Here is an 18,904-nt window from a genome sequence, read left to right as displayed (position 1 = left end):
TCACTCCGGGTGAGGATGTTGATGGTCCGATCACGGTAACCATCGAGGATCCGGACCTGGACGGCGGCAAGACCGAGGTCGAAATCGACGTCAACGGCCACAAGAAGGGTCGCGACGACAACGGTTCCGGCGCGTCCGACGACAAGACCACTGTCTCCCCGGGCAAGAGCACGGTCACGCCGAACGGCAAGGGCCAGAACGTTGGCAAGGTTGATCAGGGTAACTCTGACAAGAAGGGTGAACTGACGGGTGAGCTCGTCGATAAGGATGGCAACCTGATCAAGGGCGCCAAGGTCACCATTGACAAGGATGGCAACATCATTGTCTCCGTCCCGAAGGGCACCCCGGCCGGCGAGGCTTGGGTCGTCGTTAAGGAAGACGGCAAGGAGATCCACCGCTTCAAGATCCAGATCGGTGAAACCATCGACACCGGCAAGTGTGTCGCAACCTCTGTCGGGTTCGGTCTGCCGCTGATCGCACTGCTGCCGCTTGGTCTGGCAACCCAGATCGAGATCCCGGGTCTGTCCGATTTCGCCGCACAGGCGAACGCACAGATCCAGAACGCCAACACGCAGCTGCAGCAGCAGCTGGGCATCTTCAACCCGCAGCTCGCTGCACAGGTTGAGGGTCTGAACAAGCAGCTGGGGCAGTACGGCACCGACATTGCGACGGTCGCCGGTGGTCTGGCTCTGATCGCCGCTGGCATCCTCGCCGGCACGATCATCTACGACAACTGCACCCCAGGTGGTGGCTCTTCCGTGAAGGACCTGGAACTGAAGGGTTCTTCCGGCAAGACCTACGCCGGCTCTTCCAAGGAGGAGAAGGCACCTGCTACGACGCAGAAGGCAGAACCGAAGAACTAATTCGGTAGCCACACGCCTTCTTTGAAGGCACCTTCCTCGAAACGCCGTTGCCCCGCTCACCAACCCGGTGGGCGGGGCAACGGCGTTTTGTCTCGAGTTTGCCTGGAGCGAACTAGCCGCATTGCACTTATAAGTGAAAGGCGATATTGTGCAGTGCATACTCAAAAGGAGGCTCAAATGGCTACCGCACTTTCGTCGTCGAACTCCATAGTTCTCACTGCCGAGGAGACGGCGTCGTTCGGGGCGCTGCAGATCCCGGATGGGGCAGACATTGCAATCCATGGTCCGGACGGTGACGAGGTTGATCTGCCGAAGGATGTCCAGAAGACCGTGCTTGCCGCGCTGCAATCCATAATTGAAAACGGTGAGGTCGCAATCATGCGAATGCCTGCGGAGCTCACCAGCACGTCAGCAGCGGAAATCCTCGGTGTATCTCGGCCAACCCTGATGAAGTGGGCGAAGGAGGGCAAGGTCGATAGTTTTAAAGTCGGCACGCACACTCGGTTTAACCGGGATGATGTTCTCGATTTCAAACGAGGTTTGGAGAAGAAGCGGAATGACGCATTTGAAGAACTTCGTTCCTTCGAGGTCCGGGAGTTCGGTCCGATTGATGACTGATCTCCAGGCTTGGAATCTAAGGCGATAGCAATACCCTTGTGGTTCAGCGTGTTTTAGTGGATGCGAATGTTGGAGCCAGTCGAATGTTGACGGACTGGCTATTCATTTGCGTGGGTGCAACAGTGGGATGTATGTGCTGTTGTGGACTCATTCCAAGCTAGATGATTCTTCACGTCGCATAGTCGCAACGATTAAGAGGCTGTTTCGGCTGGGGTGATTTCATCCGCCTGGACTTCCAAGTCTGCACCTGTGTCCTCGATGAATATACCTTGGATGAAGACTACATCGCCTACGTGGGCATCGGGTTGTTCGGAGAGCTCTCGCGGTTGCGCCTGTATGGCGATTCCCTCGGCTGGACCTTGAGTGTAATGAGGGGTTATGAAAGCCCCGCCGGCCAGCAGCACGACGGGGACCGGGCGCGTCGCTGTCCCCAGATAATCTGGCGAGGGCGCCGCCTCTGTCTCTGAGCATAGCCGAGACTCTTGGCTACCTGCGCGACATATAAGTGTGGGACAATCTGGCGTTATGACTGTTCCATCTTCTGCACAGCGTCGCGCGCTGATCCTTGGCACGTCGCCGATGGCCCGCGAGCTTGAGCAGGCTTACCAGCGCCTCGGGTTTGAGACTCAGATTGGTGCTGTGTCGCTGGCTGATCAGTTCCACCCGGACATCATTGTGACCACGGGGGATTCGCCGGACACGCTCGAAGAGGTTGAGGTGGCGGCGGAGGCTGCCGGGGCGGCGGTGGCGCCGTCGACAAGCGCATGCCGCCGTACTGCGGACCGCATGGCGGTGCGCACCCAGGCGAGCGAGGAACTGGGCTTGCCCACGCTGGATTGTGAGTTTGTGGCCACGCCGCAGGAAATGCAGGACGCGGTGGAGCGCCTCGGGTTTCCGTGTGTGGTGAAGTCGCCGACATCCCGCGACGGGCAGGGATTTTCCACGGTGCACAGCAACGCCGACCTTGCGGAGGCCTGGAGTATCGCCTCGGAAGGGGAGGGCGACGGTGTGGTGGTGGAGCGCTACATCGACTTTGATTTCGAGGCCACGATCCTCGCGGCGCGCTCCATAGACCCGAACACGGGCGAGTTGGCTACGTGGTTCTGCGAGCCGATTGGCACCCGCCACCGCGACGGCAAACTGGTGGAGGCGTGGCAGCCTGCGCCGATGCCGGAAGCTGCGATGGACAACGCGCGCTCGATTGCCGCGCGCATCATGGGTGGGCTTGCAAGTTGCGGCGTGTACTCCATTGAGCTGTTTGTCTCTGGCGACGATGTCTACTTCTCCCAAGTCACCCCACGCCCGAGCCGTGATGGGTTGGTCACGCTTGCCACGCAGCGCGTCAATCAGTTTGATCTGCAGGCGCGTGCGACGCAGGAGTTGCCCATCGATTCGACGCTGGTCAGCCCCGGTGCCGTGCGCTTCCTGCCGGGCGTAACCCCCTCGTTGGGGGCTATCGCCGCCGCGATGGAGGTGGAGGAGACCACAGTGCGCATGTTCGGCCCGGATGTGTTGATTCTTTCCACCGCAGATTCGGCCGCAGAGGCGCGTGTGCGTACCGATGACGCGGCGCGCGCCATGAAGAAGATGTAGGTCACACCATATAGTGTCTCGCCGTGTCGGCAGTGTCGGTAAACTATGGAATGTTTGCCCCACAACGAAAGGTGAGACAATGTCCCAGTCCTTGCTTGTAACCCTTGCGAACCGCACCTTTGACGGTGTGGATCTAAAGCAGCTCGCCGGCCGTCTCGGCCTGGAGCTGGTGCGCGCCGAAGGCGACAGTGTGGCCGAGATCTTCAACTCCGGCGCACTGTTCGGCGATGCGAAGCTGATCCAGGGCACTGGTGACTACAACTTTGACGCCGAGCTCGCCGCAGCGCTTGGTGTGCCCGTGGTGCTGATTACTGGCGACGACACCACCGCCACCCTGGCCAAGCGCCGCGTGGAGGAGTTCGGGGCGGTTGTGGTGTCGTCGATTAGCGGTGGCGAAGTGGACACCTTCGAACCCGCTGCTGTCGAGGCCAAGCAGGTCATGAGCCCCATCGTGTTCGAGCATCAGCTGCTGGAGCAGGCCAAGGCCGCAGACTCCCATGTGGTGCTGCCGGAGGGTGAAGACGACCGTATTCTGCAGGCGGCGGATCAGCTGCTGCGCCAGGGGATTGCACAGATCACGATTCTTGGCGATGTCGCCGACATGAACCGCCGCGCCACCGACCTCGGCCTGGACTTAAGCGGTGCACACCTGCTCAACCACCTCGAATCCGATCTGCTTGAGGAGTTCGCCGCCGACTTTGCGGAGCTGCGCAAGAAGAAGGGCGTGACGCTCGAGGAGGCCCGCGAGACCATGAAGGACGTCTCCTACTTTGGCACCATGATGGTGCACAAGGGCCTGGCAGACGGCATGGTCTCCGGTGCCGCGCACACCACCGCGCACACGATTAAGCCTTCGTTCCAGATCATCAAAACCGCCCCGGGTGCGTCCGTGGTGTCCTCGATCTTCCTCATGGTCATGCAGGACCGCCTCTGGGCGTTCGGCGACTGTGCCGTGAACCCGAACCCGACCGCAGAGCAGATCGGCGAGATCGCAGCCGTGTCCGCCAAGACCGCCGCCCAGTTCGGCATCGACCCGAAGGTGGCCATCCTGTCGTACTCCACCGGCTCCTCCGGTGCGGGCCCGGACGTGGAGCGCGCGGTCGAGGCGACTGCGAAGGCGAAGGAACTCGCCCCGGACGTTGCCATCGACGGCCCGCTGCAGTTCGACGCCGCCTGCGACCCGGGCGTGGGCGCGAAGAAGGCCCCCGACTCCCCGGTAGCGGGCCAGGCCAACGTGTTCATCTTCCCCGACCTGGAGGCCGGCAACGCGGGCTACAAGATCGCCCAGCGCACCGCAGGCGCCCTCGCCGTCGGCCCGGTGCTGCAGGGTCTGAATAAACCGGTCAACGATTTGTCCCGCGGCGCCACCGTGCCAGATATCGTGAACACCGTAGCTATCACCGCGATTCAGGCAGGGGCGAAGTAAATGTCATACGTACTGGTTATCAACTCCGGCTCGTCCTCGATCAAGTTCCAGATCGTCGACCCAACTTCCGACGCATCGGCAGACCCGTTCGTCTCGGGTCTTGTCGAGCAGATCGGTGAGCCCCAGGGCCGCATCACCATCAAGTACGACGGCCAGAAGCACGTCGTGCAAAAGGCCGTGCCCTCTCACGCGTCCGGTTTGCAGGAGACGTTCAAGCTTCTCGACGCCAAAGGCGTCGGCCCGACCCAACTCGACATCGTCGCCGCAGGCCACCGTGTTGTCCACGGCGGCATGGTGTTCTCCGAGCCAGAGCTGATCCTGGACCCGGTCGTGGACATGATCCGGGACCTCATCCCACTGGCGCCGCTGCACAACCCGGCCAACATCGACGGCATCGAGGTCGCCCGCGAGTTGCTGCCGGACATCCCGCACGTCGCCGTGTTCGACACCGGCTTCTTCCGCGACCTGCCCCCGGCCGCAGCGCTGTATGCCATCAACGCTGAGGTCTCCGAGCGCAACCTGATCCGCCGCTACGGCTTCCACGGCACCTCGCACGAGTTCGTGTCCTCCCAGGTGCCGGAACTCATCGGCCGCGACCCGGCGCACACCCGCCAGATCGTGCTCCACCTGGGCAACGGCGCTTCCGCTTCCGCGGTTGCCAACGGCCACCCGATCGACACCTCCATGGGCATGACGCCGCTGGCCGGCCTGGTCATGGGTACCCGCTCCGGCGACATCGACCCGGGCATCATCTTCCACCTGGTGCGTCAAAGCGGCATGACTATCGACGAGATCGACAACCTCCTCAACCGCCAATCTGGCGTCAAGGGCCTGTCGGGCGTCAATGACTTCCGCGAACTGCGCGCCATGATCGAAAACGAGGACGAAAACGCCTGGCTGGCCTACAACGTGTACCTCAACCAGCTGCGCCGCTTCATCGGTTCCTACATGATCGCGCTCGGCCGCGTGGACGCCATTACGTTCACCGCCGGCGTTGGCGAGAACGATAAGTTTGTTCGCATGGATTCGCTGGACAACCTGAAGCACTACGGCATCGAGATCGATCCGGCGAAGAACGATTTGCCTAACGACGGCCCACGTATCATCTCCACCGACGACTCCACCGTGAAGGTTCTCGTCGTGCCTACCAACGAGGAGTTGGCCATCGCGCAGAAGGCCGCCGCCGTCGCCGCACGGGTATAAAAGCAAAATGTTGTAACAACTTACCCTAAGCCGATATATTGACGTGTAGTAACAACGCCCGCATTGCGGGCTGAACATACCGTCAAAGGGGATGGGCAGATGGCCGAGCAGCACCGCAACGTTTCCAGTGTGCGCCGACGTGGAACCTCAATCGCAGCATGTGCCATCGGCCTGTCGCTCATCGCAGGCGCGGTGCAACCGGTGCAGGCGGCCGAAGAAACCATGGAAGCCACAGAACCCGCACCGGATCCGGTTGCAGACCCGGCGAATCCCCCCGAGGTCGACGAGGGCTGGTCCGGCGTCTCCTACCCGGCGGCTAAGGTGCGCCTTGGCCAAACCACCTCCACGGAGGTGGTGCTCGGTTTCCTCGAGTCGTACATCAACAAGCCGGTGCACTACCGCTTTGCAAAACCCGAGGCAGTAAACCCGGCCTGGGGTGCTGAGATCGACGGCGATTCGGGCACCGTGACCATCACCCCGGATCCGTCCAAGGCCGAAGAGCTGCCGGATGAAGAGACCATCAACATCATGGCGGTGTACAAGGACGGCGACCACAAGATCGTGCCGTTCGACATCGTGCTTTCCGCGGACCCGTACTTCATGCGGGTCGAGGACCGCACCTTCTGGGCGCACAAGCGCATCAAGCCGGTCCCCGTTCGCGCACTGCGGGTTCCCGATGGCGCCACATTGACTATCGACGCCTCCACCCTCCCCGAAGGCATCACCGCCGACACCTCCCGCGCCAAGGGCCGTTTCCAGCATGTCTACCTCAAGGGCGCCCCGACCACCCCGGGCACCTACAACGTCACTGCGCGTGTGCTGGGCGAAGATGGCAGCCCGCTCGTCGATACCGCAGGCAACGTCGTCACCTCCATGTTCACCATCACCGTCAAGGACACCTCGGAGCTTCCTGAGCCTGTCCGAGAGAAGCTGACCACCCCGCCGGACGGCACCGTCCGGCCCGGTGAGAAGTTGGAGATCCCCGTCGACACCGAAAACGCCTCCTCCGTGGACGTCCAGGGCCTGCCGGACGGTGTGATTTACGACGAGGAAAACAGCGTCATCACCGGTACCCCCAAGGAGCCGGGCGACTACGACGTGGTCGTGGAGGTCATCACCGAAGACGACAGGTTGTTGGAGGAGCACCTTGAGATCTCGGTGTCCGTGGCCGACGGCTTCGCGTGGCATCCAATCACGGTGCGCGCTGGTGAGGATGTAGAGGCTGCGCCGTCGAGGGTGCCGTCGACAAGCATGGGCATCCGCGCCGCCGACGATGCGCCCGAGTGGGTCACCGTTGGCGTCGACGGCGTGATCAAGGCGGTCCCGCCGCGCGACCTGAAACCAGGGGAGTACAAGTTTGGCGTGATTACCGACGACGGCACGCGCAGCACCGTCACCATCGACGTCCAACCTCCCAACACCGACGCCTCCCGCTACTGGCCCGAGTACCGCCCGGGCTACCTGCGCTACGGCGAGACCGGCAACAACAGCGCGCCGACCGCGACGCTGACCGAGGGCGGCCGCAGCTACCGCAACCAGCCGCTGCCTGCCGGCACGAAGTTCGAGATTCTGGGTGATTCCACGGGCCTTGAAATGGACAAGTCCACCGGCGTGATCACGGTGACAAAGCCACGCACCGAGAACTTCGACGTCCGCGTGCGGATCACATTCCCGGATGACACCATCGCGGAGCGTTATGCGAAGTTCATCGTGGACCCCGCTCCGCACAACGTCACCTACCAACCCGCCTACGAGCAGAACAAGGGCGCGCAGCCGGGTAAGACGGTGCTCATCCGCCAGATTGGCAAGATGCCTGAGGATGCGGAGTACGTGCTGGCCACCCCGCACACCGAACTCGAGGGCTGGGATGTTGCCGTCGATCTAGACTCCGGCCTGATCCGCGCGACCGCGCCGAAGGACAACGCCAAGCCGATCGAGGTGCAGGTCCGCGCGCTGTACTCGGACGGCACCATCGACGACGTGCCGCCGAGCGAAGGCGAGCCCAGCGCCAACCGCGAAGACGGCGAGGCTGCCACCGTGCGTATCGACGCCCTCACCGGCGACACCCTCGCCGACGGCGTCCGCAGCCTGGAGTACAAGCCGGTATTCGACGCCGAAGGCAACATCAGGATCACCCCCACCGGCTCGGTGCCGGAAGGCACGAAGTTCGAGGCAGACGGCCTGACCACCCTGCCGGTAGAGCTTGACGAGAACACCGGTGAGATCACGATCAAGGTGCCAACCGACGCACCGGCCGACGCACCCTTCGACGTACCGATCAAACTGACACTGCCGGACGGCTCCACCCAGGAGGTCGTCGTACCGGTGACCACCCGCTCCGAAGCCAAAGGCAAGGCCGTGTCGTGGGCGCCGCTGAAACTCACCGAGGGCGGCGACCCGACCACCAAACTGCCCACCGCTGCACCGGAGGGGGCGCGGTACGGGCTGGCGGCGTCGTTTAGCGAGCCCGGCTGGCGCGTCCATGTCGACGAAACCACCGGCGCCATCACCGCCGCCATCGACGGCGGCAAGGCGGCGAGGAGCAACGCGCTGGCCACCCTGATCCCGATCGTGGTCACGTTCACCGACGGCTCCCAACGCATCGTCGAGGTCCCGGCCACCGCCGTGCGTGGCGAGGCCGCCCTCACCGGCATCGAATACCTCGGCGGCAACGTCCGCGCAGGCGCGGAACGTGTACTGACCCCCACCAAGCACAAGGGATCCTTCTCCCTGGTCACCCCGGTGGAGGGGCTGCACACCGCCATCGACCCGGAAAACGGCGTGCTCACCGTCAAGGCCACCCCAGATACCCTGCCCGGCATCCGCGAGGTGCCCGTGCGTATTAGCTTCAGCGACGGCTCGGAACTGTTCACCTCCGCGCCCGTCCAGGTGCTCACCGCCAACGGCGCGACCACCCTGGCCAAGGACGCGAAGCTGGAGAACATGCTGGTCAAAGGCACCGCTGGCGAGACCTCCCGCTTCGCCCTGACGCGCCCGGAGACCGCCATCGACCACCCGTTCTCGCTCGGCCAAACCGAATCCGACGGCTGGACCTTCGGCATCGACCACGCCACCGGCGAACTCACCGCCAGCATCCCCGCAGGTGCGGAGGGCCATGCGAAGGCCGTGCCGGTGTTCGTCGAATACCTCGACGGGTCCCGTGGCAAGTTCACGGTGACGGTGGAGGCGACACGGGCGGTGGAGTCGTCGACAAGCAGTAGCTCCGTAGACACCCGCGCGATAGGCTGGATCGCCGGGCTGCTTGCCATCCTCGGCCTCATCGGGGCAACCAACTACGCCCTGTACGAAAACCGAGAGTTTTACCAACAATTCCTAGTCTGGTGGAAGTAGGAGAACATGCGAGTACACAAGAAAGTCGCCGCCGCCGCGGTTGCCGCGAGCCTCGGTGCAGGGCTCGTAGTGCCAATACAGGCAGGCGCCGTCATTGAGCAGACGCGTCCCTTCTCCGTCGACGCGAAAACCGGTGCGTTCGAAGGCTTCCAAACCGTCGAAGCCAACAAGGGCCGCGTCAGCTGGCTGACCTACAACAACCCCACCTACGGCAGCCTGCCCACCGCCCTCTACATCGACGCGTTTAACGACGGCACCCGCGTCCAATACGTCGGCAACGACACCGACGTCAAAACCTCCAGCAAAGACGGCGTAGACACCATCACGCTCACGCACACCAAAAACGGCGTCGAGCTCACCCGCACCTTCACCGTCACGGCGAAAGAAGTCACCGTCAACGTCGTCGCACGCAACGTCACCGACGCACCGAGCCCCCTGGCCATCGACCTCACCGCAGGCATGATGTCTTACGACTACGAACTCACCGCCACCCCCAAAAACAACGGGTACGAGGTCTCCGTCGGCGGACGCTACAAGGTGCACACGCTTTTCGACGACCCCACCACCACCGCAACCGGCGACACCCTCAACAACGCGCTTTCCGGCGCCAACAACGCCAGCCGCTTCCAAACCGGCAAATGGGAAAACACCGTTGCACCAGGCGAAACCCTCGAAGCCACCGTCACCTTCCAAGGCACCGCCAGCGAAGCGCTAAAAGACACCGACGGCGACGGCTTCCCCGACGAATGGGAACGCAACGGCTTCACCTCCGCCGACGGCAAAGAATTCCCGCTCCACCGCTGGGGCGCCGACCCCACGCGCCCAGACCTGTTCCTCCAACTCAACTGGATGAAATCCGAATGGGAATCCCTGGGCTGCTCCGACAAGCGCAAGTACGCGCCCACCGAAGAAGACTTTGACAAGTTCCAGGAATGCGCCAATGCGAACACCAACGTGTACCGCCCCTCACGCCAAACGCTGAACGACCTCGTCGACCTCTTCGACAAAGAGGGCTACAACCTGCACATCGACGCCGGCGTCTACTACAACAACATCCCCGGCCTCGAACCCCACGGCGGGCCAACCGAGGACTACGCGGAGTACTACTTCGCCGGCGAAAACCCGGCAGTCAGGATGATCAAGGACCGCGACCGCCTGCTCGGCGACCGCAAAAACATCTTCCGCGTCGGTGTCATCGGCGACAGCCAAGCCGCAGACAACCCGTCCTCCGGCAACGCCCTACTTGCCGACGGCGCCTTCTACATCGCCAAAAACGAACGCATGACCTCGCAGGAACAACTCCGCAACACCATCCTGCACGAATTCGGCCACAACCTCGGCCTGACCCACTCGGGCTCGTCGAAAGTAAAGCGCCCCGACAGCGAGTACGTCCCGCACTACGAATCGGTCATGAACTACCTCTACCAGTTCAGCGTGTTCAACTACTCCAAAGAAACCGCCACGCCCGACAGCACAAAGCCGCTGCCGGCCAAGTGCACCGACGGCTCCGTCGAATGCTTCAAGGGCAACTACAGCATCGCCCCCGACTGGGACAACCTCGACCTGGTCAACGGCGAAATCCGCAAGGCCACCGGCACCTCCGGCGTCGCCGACGAGGACCCCGACGAATCCGGCCACACCCACCCCTCCGTGAGCCAACTCGTCGCCCTGTCCGCCGAACGCAACAACGGCAAGGCGGGCCTGCGCATGCTCAGCCTGAAGGACAACCCGTCCTACATCGTGGCTAATCGTTACGACTCCCGCGTCAACGTCGAACTCTCCAACCTCGGCATCGACCTGCACAAATTCACCCTCCAGGTGAACTACCCCGGCGGCGACTTCCGCAGGGAATACCCAGTCGAAGGCGCCCTGACCGAAAACGCAGCCCTGCCCATCGAAGTACCGATCACCAACACCATCGGCTACGACGAAGCCGAAATGCCGATCCAGTTCCGCGTCTTCAACGAGGAAGGCCTGCTTGTCGAGGACCAAACCGTCAACTTCTCCGTCCTCAACTACTCCGCCAAGGACATGCAAGACCTCATCGCCGACCTGGAGAAAACCAACCCAGAGAAGGCCGACCAGGTCCGCGACATCCTGGCCAAGCCCGACCCGTCCAAGCCGACCCTGACCCAGGCCCCGCCGATCCCAACTGCCACCAACCTGCCGGTCCTGCCCGGCCAGCGCGACCCGGCGATCACCTCCCTGGGCCCGAAGCCGACCACGCCGCGGCCAACCAAGCCTTCCAAGACGGTCTACACCACCCCTGGCCCCACCGTGACCAAACCGACCTCCACCGTCGAGCCGCAGGCCTCCGGCAGCTCTGGCAGCTCTAGCGGCTCCGGAAGCGGCTCTAGCTCCTCGCCGGGTGCGATCGTCGGCATCATCATCGCGGTCCTGGCGGTGCTGGGCCTCGGCGGTGCCGCGGCCGCGTACATGAACCGCTAGCCACGCGCCGGGGCGCTCGGCCCCCGGCCTCGCGCCCCCGGCCCGTGGACCCAAACGGCGCATCCTACACGGTGCATTTCGTCGAAAATCAGCGAAATATGCCGTGTAGGATGCGCCGTTTAGCTTTTGACCGGCCCACCGGCCCCACCAGCCACCACCCTCAGAACCAGGTGGCGGGGCGGACCTTGTTCGCCATGTCCACAAGCGCGTAGCGGTGCTGGGCGTAGGGGGCGACGCGGGCCTGGGCGCGCAGGGTTTGGGCGAGGCCGTGGCGGATTTCGCGTTCGGTGAAGGAGTATTCGAAAAGGGTGGGGGTGTTGGCGGAGCCTTCGGTGACCAGGTAGTGCAGGGCGGCGTCGAGGACGGCGGTCTTGATCTGCAGGAAGCGTGGCTCGGTGGTGGGGATCTGGTCGAGGCGGGCGGCGGCCTCCCGGATTTGCGCTTCGGTGGGGTCGGCGCCGGTGCCTGCGACGGGCAGGACCAGGTAGAGGATGGCGGTGAGTTGGGCCATGCGGGAGTGGCGCGAGGCGTTGGGCACCTTGTCCAGGGCCCGCAACGCCAAATCGGTTTCCCCTTCGCGCATGAGCATGCGGGCGAGTCCGAAGGCGGAGGAGACGGTGGTGGGGTTAGTGAGCCACACCAGGGAGTACAGCCGGATCGCGTGGAAGCGTAGCGCGCCGGGTTCGAGGGCGGTGACGGTCCAGGTGGGGTCCATTTGGCCGTTTTCCACCATGGCGCGAAGCACGGTGGTGGGGACGTTGGAGAGGGGGTGTTCGAGGTTGGTGGCGGTGCGGGCGAGGGAGTCGTCGATAAGCGATTGCTCTTGGAGGCCTCGCTCTTGCAGCAACAACTCGGAAACGGCGGCGAGTGCGAGTTTGGGGGCGGCCTCGCCGGGGAGTTGGTTGAGCACTTCGGAGAAGGAGCGGGTGGCGGTGGGGAAGTCGCCGAGCAGCATTTCTACGACGCCGGAGTACCACGAGAAGCGCCAGGTGTCGCCGAAGCGGTCCTGGAGGGTGAGCAGCCAGGAGCGGGCTTGGGAGGTGAGGCCGAGGTCGATCATGGTGCGCACGACGCCGAACGGGATTTCCACGGAGTGTTCGTATTGCGGGGTGGTCATGGCTTGGCGCAGGGTTTCCAGGGTTTCGCGGGGTTCGGCGTAGGAGGAGCCTTGGAGCATGGCGGCGCCGACGTCGTCACGGTTGATCAGCGGGGATGGCAGGGCAGCGACGACTTCTTGTGGGGTGATGTCGACGGTGCGGGAGATGCCGTCGATGAGTTGGTCGGTGCGGAACACCAGGTGTTTGGTGCCAAAGGTGCGGCGTTGCGGGGAGAAGAGGGAGTGTTGGGCGGGGTAGGTGCGGCCGTCGTGAACCGCCACGACCTCGCGTAGTACGCCGAGGAGCTGGCTTTCCAGTTCGGAGACGCTATCGAACCGCCGGGCGGGGTCTTCGTTGCAGCAGCGCGCGAGCAGCCGGTACAGGGAGGTGTATTGGCGGAAGAGTGGCTCGTCGGTGGGCGTGGGTAGGCCGGGGTCGTAGATGCCGTCGGTTTGCGGCAGGTCCACCACGAGCGAGGCGAGTGTGCGCCCGACCGTGTAAATATCGGACGCGATCGACGGGCCCTCCGTGGCCACCTCGGGCGCCTGGAACCCCTTCGTGCCGTAAATAAACCCATACGCGCCGATGCCGGACACCGCGCCCATGTCGATGAGTTTCACCTGGTCTTCGGTGACAATGATGTTGTCGGGTTTCAGGTCGTTGTACACCACCCCGCGCGAGTGCAGATAGTCCAGCGCGGGCAGTACTTCCAGGATGTAGGCGATGGCGATGTCGGGTTCGAGCACTCCGCTTAGCGACGAATTCCTTCTCGCCCGTAGCGAAGGCCCACCCACGTACTCCATGACGGTGAAGCCCCCGGGGACGCGGGGGTCGTCGATAAAGTTGAAGATTTTCACGATCCCGGGGTGGGTGATGTCCGCCAGGAACTCGCGCTCTGCTTCGGCGGCTGCGGCCTCGTCGGGGTTGTCGGTGGAGTGCAGGCCCTTGAGCACCACCACGCGCCCGGCCACGTAGTGGTCCTGCGCGAGGTAGATCCAGCCCATGCCGCCGTGCGCGATCACGCCGGTGATCTCGTACTGGCCAGCCACGATGTCGCCGGGGTGCAGCACCGGCGGCGCGATGCCCTTCTTCACCACGGCTGGCTCCGGGTCGATCAGCGCCTCGCGCGGTTCGGTTGGCTCCACCCACGGCAGTTCCACCATGCCGTCGGCGATGATGCGGCTGGCGCGCCGGGTGCCGCGGCGTTCGCGGAAGGTGTCCAGCGCAGCTTGGCGCGAGCGTTGCGACGTATCCTCGCGCCCCGAACCCTTACGCAACTTGTCCAGGTCTTTGAGCAGCCCGGCCATTTCGCCGAGGCCGGCGTATGCGGCGTCGGAGTCGTCGTCAAGATCATCATCGTCGGCGAACGGGTCGAAGGCGACGGCTTCGGTGCCTGGTTCATCATCCGCGAAGGGGTCGAAGGCGACCGCCTCGGTGGGCTGGACGTCGTCGTGGTCGTGTGGCTTAGCCATCGTTGTCCTCCTTCCGGTACCGCAGCGGCGGCGGTGAGGATTCAGCTATAGACCCGCCGAGCCAGGTGTTGTAGAGGGTGTACCAGGAGCCGTCGTTACGCATCCGCTCCAGGGTGGCGTTGACCTGGCGCACCAGATCGTCCTGCCCCTTGGCCACGCCGACGCCGTAGTACTGGGTGGCAAACGCGCCTTCCAGAATGGTCGTGTGCGGGTCCTGCGCGGCCAGGCCGGCGAGGATCGCATCATCCGCCACGATCGCCTCCGCCCTAAACTGCTGCACCGCCATCAGGCAATCCGACCAGGAGCGGGTGCGCAAAATGTTCGAGTCCGGCACGTAGGTTTTGGCGATACGCAGCAGGTTTGTCCCGTCGACGATGCAGGCGGTGCGCCCGGCGAGGTCCTCCAAGCTATTCACGTCGCGGTCTTTGGGCACGAGCACTCTTACCGACGACGTCAGGTACGGCGTAGAAAACTCAATCACCTCAGCCCGCTCGGGCGTAATCGACATCGTCCGGATAATGATGTCCACCTCACCCGAGTTAAGCGCCTCCGTGCGGGCCGCCGAATCGACGAAGCGGAAATCGACGCGCAGGTCCTGGTCATCCTCGAAGATGTCGTGGGCGATCGCCCGGGCCAGGTCCACCTCGAGCCCGCGCAACTTGCCGGAGTCCGTGTCGCGGTAGGACAGCAGGTACAAAGACTGGTCGATGCCGACGATGATGCGGCCGCGCTGGCGGATGCGCTCCACGTTCGGCTTCGGGGCCTCCTCCTCGGCACCGTCCGCTTCACTTCCAGCGCCCCCGCGCGGGTCCAACGACCCCTCCCACTCGAACTCGTCCGGCGTGAACGGATCCGCCGGGGGACCGGCCGCCGGATCCAACTGGGCGCCCGGCGGCAGCGGCACCATCTCGCGGGTCGGCGACGGCGTTTCGATCGTCGCCGATACCTTCCCCTCATGCCCCTCACCGCCGGCGCACGCCACCAACGACGGCACCGCAAGCGTCGCCACCGCACACGCCGCAACCACACGCGAGCCGAACCGAGCGCGCATCATAGGTACTCACCCAACCTGCGGCGGATGCCCCACCAGATACACACCACTGCCAGCACGGACAGCAGCGCCACGGCGGCGGAGACGCGCCGGGTCGCGTCCAACGACTCCGCAATGTAGAGCCGCGTGTTCTCCCTCGAGGACGCAATCAGTTCCGCCAGGGACCCGTCGAGGCCACGGAAGGAGGCCTCCCCGTCGGCGTCGCCACGCGTGCTCAAAAGCGCCGCCGCCTGGTCGTAACTGCCGGAGTTCAGCGCCCCGACCAGTTCGGCGTGTTCGTTGGACCAAGCGTTGAGGTGGGAGCGGGAGTCGTCGATAAGTTGCTTGTTCATGCCGTAATCCTCCGCCGTATGCACCGCGCCGGCGACCGACGAGTAGGTCTCGGTGAAGTCGCGGGCGGACTGGGCGGCGGTTTCGCGGCGCAGCAACGCGAAGGTTTCGTCGGTGCGGGTCTCCAGGGCGTCGATGCGCGCCGCCGTGAGTTCCTCCCAGGGCTGCGCCGCCCGCGCGTACGCCACGGAACCGGAGCGCCAGGACTGGAAGTTAGACACCCCGGCCCAACTGATCGCGATGAGCAGCGCCAGCGTGGCGGCAAGGAAGCCACGGTTGAAACGGCGGCGGAACGTCAGCCACAGCCACCACTGCGCCAGCAACAGGAACCCCAGCGCCGCCAGGAAGCCGGACAGGGTCACCCACTGCGGCTGGGACAGTCGGCGCATCTCGTCGGCAACGTCCTGGCGGGTGAGCGTATTGATCTCTTGTGCCGCCGACAGCATCCGCGTACGCATAATCGCGCTGGCCTGCGACATGTACGCCACGCCCACCGGGTTGCCCATGCGCTGGTTCACCTGCGCCCGCGCGTTCAGGCCGCTGTAGACGGGCAGGTCGCGCTGGATGTTAATCACCAGGTCCTCGATCTCCCGGCTCGAGGCAGAATCGGCCTCCACCGCGCCCTTGTAAATCTCGGAGGCGGAACTGACCGCCTGGTCCAGCGCCGCCGTATACGTGCGCATGTCGTCCTCCGACATAGGCCCCGCCTGCACGTAGGACCCCGCGGCAATGGTGTCCGCCCGCAGCAGCGACGTGGACAGCACGTGCGCCGCCGCACTCATCGGCTCCGTGGCATTCAGCACCGTGTCCAGCGACTGGTTGCGCAGCGACATGGACTGGCTCATGGACAGCCCGGCCGCCAGCATCGAGGTGGTCAGCACCACCATCACCACGATCAACTTGCCGGGCGTGGTCTGCAGAAACGCCTTGCCCCGGCGCCCCATCGCCATCGGCCGCACAAGCCGCCCCTGCAAGAAGCGGGCACGTTCACGGCGCGGCTCCAGCTCATCGAGCCATGCGTCCGCGCTCGTCTCCTCCAGCCCCGCAGCCGAGGCCGTCGCCCACATTACCATTCCGCAATAATAACCGCTTCCACCTACAGTGGGGGCATGCTTGGCGACGGAAACGGCTGGGTCACCGCACCCAACGGCACAAAATTCTGGGGTCTTCACGGGGCCGCTGGCCTCTTCCTTATCGCGGGGACCGGCGAAAACGCGCGTGTGCTGCTGCAACACCGCGCCGCCTGGACCGCCCAGGGCGACACGTGGGGTATCCCCGGCGGCGCGATCGATTCGCACGAAACCCCCGCCGAGGCCGCCATCCGCGAGTCAGTGGAGGAGTGTGCGATTGACCCCGGGGAGGTGGCGGTCGTCGATACGCTGCGCACTGCGGAGTTCCCCAACTGGTCCTACACAACAGTGCTCGCGCTTTGCGACGAGCCCCTGCCCACCACCCCCAACGAAGAATCCGAAGAACTGCGCTGGGTCCCCCTGGACACCCTGCGCGATTTTCCGCTGCACCCCGCCTTCGCCGCCTCCCTAGACACAGTGCTTGCGCGCGCGATGGTGCATACTAAACCGCATGATTGAAGTCCAAGGACTGACGAAACGCTACGGCTCCGTCCAAGCCGTCGATGACCTCACCTTCACGGTCAAACCCGGTGTGGTCACCGGCTTCCTCGGCCCCAACGGCGCCGGCAAATCCACCACCATGCGCATGATCCTGGGGCTGGATAAACCCACCTCGGGCCATTCGCTTATCGACGGCACCCCCTACCGCAACATCCCCAACCCCACCCGCAAAGTCGGCGCCCTCCTCGACGCCAAAGGGGTCCACCCCAACCGCTCCGCACGCGCCACCCTGCTCTGGCAAGCCCAGGCAGCCGGCATTGCGCGCAAGCGTGTCGACGAGGTCCTCGACCTCGTCGGCCTCACCGACGCCGCCGGCAAACGCGTCGGCGGATTCTCCCTCGGCATGGGCCAGCGCCTCGGCATCGCCGCCGCACTGCTCGGCGACCCCGAATACCTCATCCTCGACGAACCCGTCAACGGCCTCGACCCCGCCGGCATCCGCTGGGTCCGCGGCCTACTGAAGTCCCTGGCAGCGGAGGGCCGCACCGTGCTCGTGTCCTCCCACCTCCTCGCCGAGATGGCCCAAACCGCCGACAACCTCATCATCATCGGCCGCGGCCGCCTCGTCGCCGACACCTCCGTCGCCGAATTCATCCGTAACAACTCCGGCGTGACCACCGTGGTGCGCGCCGCAGACACGCAGGCGCTCGAAGCGGCGTTGGGTGGGGTGCCGTTTACGCGCGTCGTCGATAGTGAAGGGCGCGCGACACTCGAAATCGCCGACCGCACCTCCGACGACATCGGTGCCCTCGCCTTCGCCGCCGGCATCCAACTCGCCGAACTCACCGAACGCCGCGCCTCCCTCGAAGAGGCCTACATGCACAGCACCCAAGACCAAGCCCAGTACGTATCCGCGGAGGCCCCCAATGCATAACCTCATCCAAGCCGAGTGGACCAAACTGCGCACCACCGCATCCTTCTTCTGGACCACCGGCATCACCCTGGTCATCTCCGCCCTCTACGGTCTCCTATTCGGCTACGCCTCCCGCACCAGCGGCATGCCCTACGCGCCCCTGACCGTCATCGCATCCGTGGCCACCACCATCGCCATCATCGTGATCGTGCAGGCCGCCATGACCGTCACCACCGAATACCGCTACGGCATCCCCGCCACCAACTTCCGCGTCGTCGCCCAACGCTGGCAACTCGCCGTAGCGAAGGTGCTGCTCGGGGCCGTATTGGCCGCTATCGTGGCGCTGGTCGCGCTGGTGCTCGCCTTCATTCTTGGCGACCTCACCGCCTCCGTCCCCGCCAACTGGACCACCAACCCCGCCACCCAACGCGCCCTCTGGGCCGTCCCGCTTGGCATGGCGCTGATCACCATGTTTACCCAGGGCGTCGGCTGGCTGGTGCGCAACACCTCCGGCACCATCGTGGCCTGCATCAGCATGATGCTGCTGGTAGAAACCATCGTCGGCTTCATCCCGCGCTTCGGTGCCGACGTGGCCAAGTTCCTGCCCTTCGGCAACCTCACCTCCTTCATGGTCAACCAGCCCAACGGCCACTGGGGCCTCGGCGTATCGCTGCTGGTCTTCGCCGTGTGGGCGGTGGGGCTCTGGATCGCGGGCCTGGTGGCGCTCGAGTCCCGCGACGCGTAGGGGCTTGAGGGGCGGGTGCCGCCGGTGCCGCGTTGGCGCCGCCGCGCTGGCGCCGCCACCCTGGTGCCGCGCTGGTGCCGCCACCCCGGCGCGCCACCTCCCGCAAACGGCGCATCCTACACGGCGCATTTCGTCGAAAATTAGCGAAATGTACCGTGCAGGATGCGCCGTTTAGCTTTGAGACACCCCGCGCCGCACCCTACTGCGCTACACTCAAGCGCGT

The 18,904-nt window shown here is 64.6% G+C and carries 12 protein-coding genes and 1 pseudogene; 10 read left to right on the top strand and 3 right to left on the bottom strand.

The genetic code is table 11. The features are described from left to right. From HMPREF2690_RS12205 to HMPREF2690_RS08080, 7 genes and pseudogenes are all read left to right on the top strand, one after another. A pseudogene (locus HMPREF2690_RS12205) lies at nucleotides 1-863 on the top strand (hypothetical protein); the annotation flags it as partial. Nucleotides 864-1,040: 177 nt separating this feature from the next. Then, nucleotides 1,041-1,481, top strand: a complete 441-nt coding sequence (locus tag HMPREF2690_RS08110) for a helix-turn-helix domain-containing protein (RefSeq protein WP_070820626.1) — start codon at nucleotides 1,041-1,043, stop codon at nucleotides 1,479-1,481. Nucleotides 1,482-2,006: 525 nt separating this feature from the next. Beyond that, nucleotides 2,007-3,074 (top strand): ATP-grasp domain-containing protein, encoded by a 1,068-nt coding sequence (locus tag HMPREF2690_RS08100; RefSeq protein ID WP_070820624.1) that lies wholly within the window; start codon nucleotides 2,007-2,009, stop codon nucleotides 3,072-3,074. 79 nt (nucleotides 3,075-3,153) lie between these two features. Continuing rightward, nucleotides 3,154-4,500: a phosphate acetyltransferase gene (gene pta / locus HMPREF2690_RS08095; RefSeq protein WP_070820623.1), complete on the top strand. Its 1,347-nt coding sequence runs from the start codon at nucleotides 3,154-3,156 to the stop codon at nucleotides 4,498-4,500. Beyond that, complete coding sequence (locus tag HMPREF2690_RS08090) at nucleotides 4,501-5,703, top strand: acetate kinase (RefSeq protein ID WP_070451088.1); 1,203 nt, start codon at nucleotides 4,501-4,503, stop codon at nucleotides 5,701-5,703. A 99-nt stretch (nucleotides 5,704-5,802) separates the two neighbouring features. Next, nucleotides 5,803-9,054 carry a YPDG domain-containing protein gene (locus HMPREF2690_RS08085; RefSeq protein ID WP_070820622.1) on the top strand — a complete coding sequence of 1,084 codons (3,252 nt, stop codon included), beginning with the start codon at nucleotides 5,803-5,805 and terminating at the stop codon, nucleotides 9,052-9,054. A 6-nt stretch (nucleotides 9,055-9,060) separates the two neighbouring features. After that, nucleotides 9,061-11,502, top strand: a complete 2,442-nt coding sequence (locus HMPREF2690_RS08080; RefSeq protein ID WP_070820621.1) for a hypothetical protein — start codon at nucleotides 9,061-9,063, stop codon at nucleotides 11,500-11,502. 160 nt (nucleotides 11,503-11,662) lie between these two features. Here HMPREF2690_RS08080 and HMPREF2690_RS08075 read toward each other — a convergent pair whose 3' ends face one another. The 3 genes from HMPREF2690_RS08075 to HMPREF2690_RS08065 are packed head-to-tail and all read right to left on the bottom strand — an operon-like array spanning nucleotide 11,663 to nucleotide 16,519. Beyond that, nucleotides 11,663-14,071 (bottom strand): serine/threonine protein kinase, encoded by a 2,409-nt coding sequence (locus tag HMPREF2690_RS08075; protein ID WP_070820620.1) that lies wholly within the window; start codon nucleotides 14,069-14,071, stop codon nucleotides 11,663-11,665. Further along, entirely contained in the window at nucleotides 14,064-15,125 is a 1,062-nt protein-coding gene (locus tag HMPREF2690_RS08070; RefSeq protein ID WP_246819531.1) for a glutamate ABC transporter substrate-binding protein, read from the bottom strand. Before HMPREF2690_RS08070 ends, HMPREF2690_RS08075 begins: the two co-directional genes overlap by 8 nt. Further along, nucleotides 15,122-16,519, bottom strand: a complete 1,398-nt coding sequence (locus tag HMPREF2690_RS08065; RefSeq protein WP_083320350.1) for a hypothetical protein — start codon at nucleotides 16,517-16,519, stop codon at nucleotides 15,122-15,124. The genes HMPREF2690_RS08070 and HMPREF2690_RS08065 overlap by 4 nt, the downstream gene beginning before the upstream one ends. A 42-nt stretch (nucleotides 16,520-16,561) precedes the next feature. Here HMPREF2690_RS08065 and HMPREF2690_RS08060 point away from each other — a divergent pair, with 42 nt between their 5' ends. The 3 genes from HMPREF2690_RS08060 to HMPREF2690_RS08050 are packed head-to-tail and all read left to right on the top strand — an operon-like array spanning nucleotide 16,562 to nucleotide 18,681. Then, on the top strand, nucleotides 16,562-17,041 hold the full coding sequence (locus HMPREF2690_RS08060) for an NUDIX hydrolase (RefSeq protein WP_070422437.1): 480 nt from the start codon (nucleotides 16,562-16,564) through the stop codon (nucleotides 17,039-17,041). After that, complete coding sequence (locus HMPREF2690_RS08055; protein WP_070820618.1) at nucleotides 17,034-17,957, top strand: ABC transporter ATP-binding protein; 924 nt, start codon at nucleotides 17,034-17,036, stop codon at nucleotides 17,955-17,957. The genes HMPREF2690_RS08060 and HMPREF2690_RS08055 overlap by 8 nt, the downstream gene beginning before the upstream one ends. Then, nucleotides 17,950-18,681 carry an ABC transporter permease gene (locus tag HMPREF2690_RS08050; protein WP_070451094.1) on the top strand — a complete coding sequence of 244 codons (732 nt, stop codon included), beginning with the start codon at nucleotides 17,950-17,952 and terminating at the stop codon, nucleotides 18,679-18,681. The genes HMPREF2690_RS08055 and HMPREF2690_RS08050 overlap by 8 nt, the downstream gene beginning before the upstream one ends. Nucleotides 18,682-18,904 lie beyond the last annotated feature (223 nt).

The sequence above is a fragment of the Corynebacterium sp. HMSC034E11 genome (assembly GCF_001835905.1).
Lineage (GTDB): Bacteria > Actinomycetota > Actinomycetes > Mycobacteriales > Mycobacteriaceae > Corynebacterium > Corynebacterium coyleae.
This window is presented reverse-complemented; position numbering and strand designations above follow the sequence as displayed.